Source organism: Streptomyces sp. NPDC055078 (assembly GCF_053607985.1).
Genome location: NZ_JBSGUP010000694.1, coordinates 1 through 4,210 on the forward strand (window position 1 = coordinate 1; position 4,210 = coordinate 4,210).

General features: G+C 73.5%; 4 protein-coding genes. All 4 read left to right on the forward strand.

Annotated elements, in window-relative coordinates; genetic code table 11:
* A partial coding sequence (locus tag ACWF94_RS34940) for a pantoate--beta-alanine ligase (RefSeq protein ID WP_453498044.1) occupies window positions 1-209 on the forward strand: 209 nt, incomplete at its 5' end.
* A complete protein-coding gene (locus ACWF94_RS34945) occupies window positions 206-2,182 on the forward strand; it encodes an L-aspartate oxidase (RefSeq protein WP_453498047.1) in 1,977 nt (658 codons plus the stop codon). The genes ACWF94_RS34940 and ACWF94_RS34945, both read left to right, overlap by 4 nt.
* On the forward strand, window positions 2,179-3,189 hold the full coding sequence (nadC, locus tag ACWF94_RS34950) for a carboxylating nicotinate-nucleotide diphosphorylase (protein ID WP_453498050.1): 1,011 nt from the start codon (window positions 2,179-2,181) through the stop codon (window positions 3,187-3,189). Before ACWF94_RS34945 ends, nadC begins: the two co-directional genes overlap by 4 nt.
* On the forward strand, window positions 3,189-3,986 hold the full coding sequence (locus ACWF94_RS34955; protein WP_453498053.1) for a type III pantothenate kinase: 798 nt from the start codon (window positions 3,189-3,191) through the stop codon (window positions 3,984-3,986). Before nadC ends, ACWF94_RS34955 begins: the two co-directional genes overlap by 1 nt.
* Window positions 3,987-4,210: the final 224 nt, after the last annotated feature.

The following is a 4,210-nucleotide window of genomic DNA, read 5'->3' on the forward strand; positions in this document are numbered from 1 at the left end:
CCGTACGGGCGGCGGCCCGTACGGTCCTCGACGAGGCCGCGCGCGCGACCCCGCCCCTCGACCTGGACTATCTGGCCCTGGTCGACCCGGCGACCTTCACCGAGGTCGCCGACGACCACCACGGCGAGGCGATCCTCGCCGTCGCCGCCAGGGTCGGCGCGACCCGGCTGATCGACAACATTCCTCTCAGGTTCGGAGCCACCTCGTGACCGGCGCCCCGCAGACCACCGGTATACGGCTGGCCGCCCCCGCCCCCGGCTGGGCCATCTCGGCCGATGTCGTCGTCGTCGGCTCCGGCGTCGCGGGTCTGACCGCCGCCCTGCGCTGTACCGCCGCCGGGCTCCGTACGGTCGTCGTCACCAAGGCCCGGCTGGACGACGGGTCCACCCGCTGGGCCCAGGGCGGTATCGCCGCCGCGCTCGGCGACGGCGACACCCCCGAACAGCATCTGGCCGACACCCTCGTCGCGGGCGCCGGGCTCTGCGACGAGGACGCCGTCCGGGCGCTCGTCACCGAGGGCCCCGGCGCCGTGCACCGGCTGATCGCCACCGGAGCGCACTTCGACACCGCCGCCGGGGGCGGGATAGCGCTCACCCGCGAGGGCGGCCACCACCGGCGCCGGATCGCCCATGCGGGCGGCGACGCGACGGGCGCGGAGATCTCCCGCGCGCTGGTCGGCGCGGTCCGCGAAGCCGATCTGGGCATCATCGAGAACGCGCTGGTCCTGGATCTGCTCACCGACGCCGCAGGGCGTACGGCGGGCGTCAGCCTCCATGTCATGGGCGAGGGCCAGCACGACGGCGTCGGAGCCGTCCACGCCCCCGCCGTCGTCCTCGCCACCGGCGGTATGGGCCAGGTCTTCTCCGCCACCACCAACCCTGCCGTCTCCACCGGCGACGGCGTGGCGCTCGCCCTGCGCGCCGGGGCGGAGATCTCCGACATCGAGTTCGTGCAGTTCCACCCGACGGTGCTGTTCCTGGGGACCGACTCGGAGGGCCAGCAGCCGCTGGTCTCCGAGGCCGTACGGGGAGAGGGCGCCCATCTCGTCGACGCGTCCGGCACCCGTTTCATGCTCGGGCAGCACGAACTGGCCGAGCTGGCTCCCCGCGACATCGTCGCCAAGGCCATCATGCGCCGGATGCGGGAGCAGGGCGCGGACCATATGTATCTGGACGCCCGGCACTTCGGCCGTGAGATGTGGGAGCGGCGCTTTCCCACGATTCTGGCCGCCTGCCGCGCCCATGGCATCGACCCCGTCACCGAACCGGTCCCGGTCGCCCCGGCCGCCCACTACGCCTCCGGGGGCGTACGCACCGATCTGCACGGCCGCACCACCGTCCCCGGGCTCTGGGCCTGCGGGGAGGTCGCCTGCACCGGCGTCCACGGCGCCAACCGGCTCGCATCGAACTCCCTGCTGGAGGGCCTCGTCTTCGCGGAGCGCATCGCGGCGGACATCGCGGATATCGCGGGCGGCACGGCCGATACGGCTGTCACCGCGGCCGACCCCGCCGCCGACCCCGCAGCCGATACGGCCACCGATACCGCCGCAGCCGATACGGCCGCCGGGGTCCCGGCGGTCGGTGCGCCCTCGGCCCCGGCGAGCACCTGCGTACTGCCACTGATCGCCCCTGAGGCCCGCGCCGGAATCCAGCGGATCATGTCGCTCGGGGCGGGTGTCCTGCGTTCCGCCGCGTCGCTGCGCGAGGCGGCGGCGGCGCTGGAGGCGGTGCACCGCGCGGCGGCGGCCTCGGGCGGCGCCGGGGACGGAGCCGTAGACGCCGACGCCACCACGGCCGGCCCCGCAGCCGCAGTCAGCGACACAGCCGCCCCCGCAGCCACAGTCGACCCGGCAGCCGCAGCAGACCCCACAGCCACAGCCACAAGGGCAGCCACAGCCACAAGCGCAGCCGCCGTCGCCGACGACAAGACCGCCGAACCCGGAGTCGAGTCCTGGGAGACGTCCAATCTGCTCTGTGTCGCCCGGGTGCTGACCGCCGCCGCCCTGGCGCGCGAGGAGACCCGCGGCTGCCACTGGCGCGAGGACCGCCCCGACCGCGACGACTCCGCCTGGCGCCGCCATCTGGTGGTACGCCTGGCCCCCGACCGCTCCCTTGTCGTCACCCGCACGGACGGCACCGCTTTCCCCCCGACCGACCCCCACGCCCCTATGGAGTCATCGTGAGCACGCCGGATGCGCCGGAAGAGCGCCCAGTCCCAGTGGACGTCCCGCTGATCCAGATCGGTCGCGGGGACTCCTGCGGCTGTGCGGACGGCGCCGGGCAGGAGGGGGAGTACGAGTGCGGTCTCGACCCCGCCCTCGCCGCGCTGCTGGAGGCCGCGGGGCTCGACCCCGTACAGGTCGAGGACATCGCCCACCTCGCGCTGAGCGAGGACCTCGACGGCGGTGCGGATGTGACGAGCGTGGCGACCATCCCTGAGGGCGCCACCGCGACCGGCGACTTCACCGCCCGCGAGGCCGGTACGGTCGCGGGCATCCAGGTCGCCGAGGCGATCCTGTCGGTCGTGGCCACCAGCGAGTTCGCCGTCGAGCGGCATGTCGAGGACGGCGACCGCGTCGAGGCGGGCCAGAAACTGCTGTCCGTCACCGCCGGCACCCGGGAGCTGCTGACCGGCGAGCGCAGCGCGCTGAACATCATGTGCCGGCTCTCCGGCATCGCCACCGCGACCCGCGCCTGGGCGGACGCCCTGGAGGGTACGGGGGCGAAGGTCCGCGACACCCGCAAGACGACGCCCGGCCTGCGCGCCCTGGAGAAGTACGCGGTGCGCTGCGGGGGCGGCGTCAACCACCGGATGTCCCTGTCGGACGCGGCCCTCGTCAAGGACAACCACGTGGTGGCGGCCGGGGGTGTCGCGGCGGCCTTCAAGGCGGTACGGGACGCGTTCCCCGACGTCCCGATAGAGGTCGAGGTGGACACCCTGGACCAGGTGCGCGAGGTGCTCGACGCGGGTGCCGACCTGATTCTGCTGGACAACTTCACCCCCGGGCTGACGGCGGAGGCCGTCGCCCTGGTCGCCGGGCGCGCGGTCCTCGAATCCTCCGGCCGGCTGACGCTCGCCAACGCCCGCGCGTACGCGGAGACCGGCGTCGACTACCTCGCCGTCGGCGCGCTGACCCACTCGTCGCCGATCCTCGACATCGGTCTCGATCTCCGTGGGGCCGATGTCTGATGCTGCTCACCATCGACGTAGGCAACACGCACACGGTCCTCGGTCTCTTCGACGGCGAGGAGATCGTCGAACACTGGCGTATCTCCACGGACGCCCGCCGCACCGCCGATGAGCTGGCCGTGCTGCTCCAGGGCCTGATGGGGATGCATCCGCTGCTCGGCATGGAGCTGGGCGACGGCATCGAGGGCATCGCGATCTGCTCCACCGTCCCCTCCGTCCTGCACGAGCTGCGCGAGGTGACCCGCCGCTACTACGGCGACGTCCCGGCCGTCCTGGTCGAGCCCGGCATCAAGACCGGGGTGCCGATCCTGATGGACAACCCCAAGGAGGTCGGCGCGGACCGCATCATCAACGCGGTCGCGGCCGTCGATCTCTACGGGGGGCCCGCGATCGTGGTCGACTTCGGCACGGCCACCACCTTCGACGCGGTGAGCCCCCGGGGGGAGTACGCGGGCGGGGTGATCGCCCCCGGGATCGAGATCTCCGTCGAGGCCCTCGGTGTGAAGGGCGCCCAGCTCCGCAAGATCGAGCTGGCCCGGCCGAGGAGCGTGATCGGCAAGAACACCGTCGAGGCGATGCAGTCCGGGATCGTCTACGGATTCGCCGGGCAGGTGGACGGGGTGGTCCGCCGGATGAAGAAGGAGCTGGCGGAGGACCCGGGCGAGGTGACGGTGATCGCGACGGGTGGGCTCGCGCCGATGGTGCTCGGGGAGTCCTCGGAGATCGACGAGCACGAGCCGTGGCTCACCCTCATCGGCCTCCGCCTCGTCTACGAACGCAACATCGCCCGCATGTAGCCCCCGCCCGCGCTGCTCGTGCCCGCTGGGCACGCCCCGGTGGCCCCGGGCCGCCCGTGCCTGGGCCGAGGGCCGCCCAGCCCATCCGGCCTGCCTCCCGGGACCAGGTGCCAAACCCAGCCTGTCCGGCGTTTGAGGACGGGCCCTGGTGGTGGGCGGCCCGGACCGGGCCGCCCCGGGCAGACACGGCAGCCGTTCCAGCCCCTCCGGCGTTTGAGGACGGA